The 548-nt window shown below is 47.2% G+C and carries 1 protein-coding gene; it reads left to right on the forward strand.

The annotated features are described in order from the left end of the window. Window positions 1-548: immunoglobulin-like domain-containing protein (locus AC1DUA_RS40230; protein ID WP_477504964.1), on the forward strand; the 548-nt coding region annotated here is incomplete at both ends.

A 548-nucleotide genomic window follows, 5' to 3' on the forward strand; every position in this document is an offset into this window, starting at 1 on the left:
GCAATACAGACGGCGATGCGAAAAGCTGGATGCTGAAGGGCTCGAATGACGGCAAGAATTGGACCGTATTGGATCAAAGAACGAATGAAACTTTTGCATGGCGTTCGTATACTCGGCCATTTGCGATACAAACTCCAGGGAAATACGAATACTACAKATTAGAAGTTACGGAGAATTCAGGAACGGTCTCTACTTCACTAGCAGAAATCGAGCTCCTGGGTTACCCAACTCCACCTGTAAATGACGAAACAGCAGTAGCAGAAACGGTTAAAGGCCTGGATTTAGGCAACACCAGCGCTGTGACAAGGAAGTTGACGTTACCTAGCGGCAACTTTGAATTTGGCACAACCATTACATGGGTAAGCTCTAATCCAACCGTTGTTTCTAACGAGGGGAAAATTCTGAAGCGTCCGGAAGTCGGGCAGCCCAATGTGAGCCTGACATTGACCGCAACGGTGAATAAAGGCAGCGTAAGCGCCACGAAAGTCATTACGATAACGGTGCTTGCTCTTAATGAAACAGATCTCAGCTATGACGCTGGCATTGAT

The sequence above is a fragment of the Paenibacillus sp. 01T422 genome, assembly GCF_056398785.1.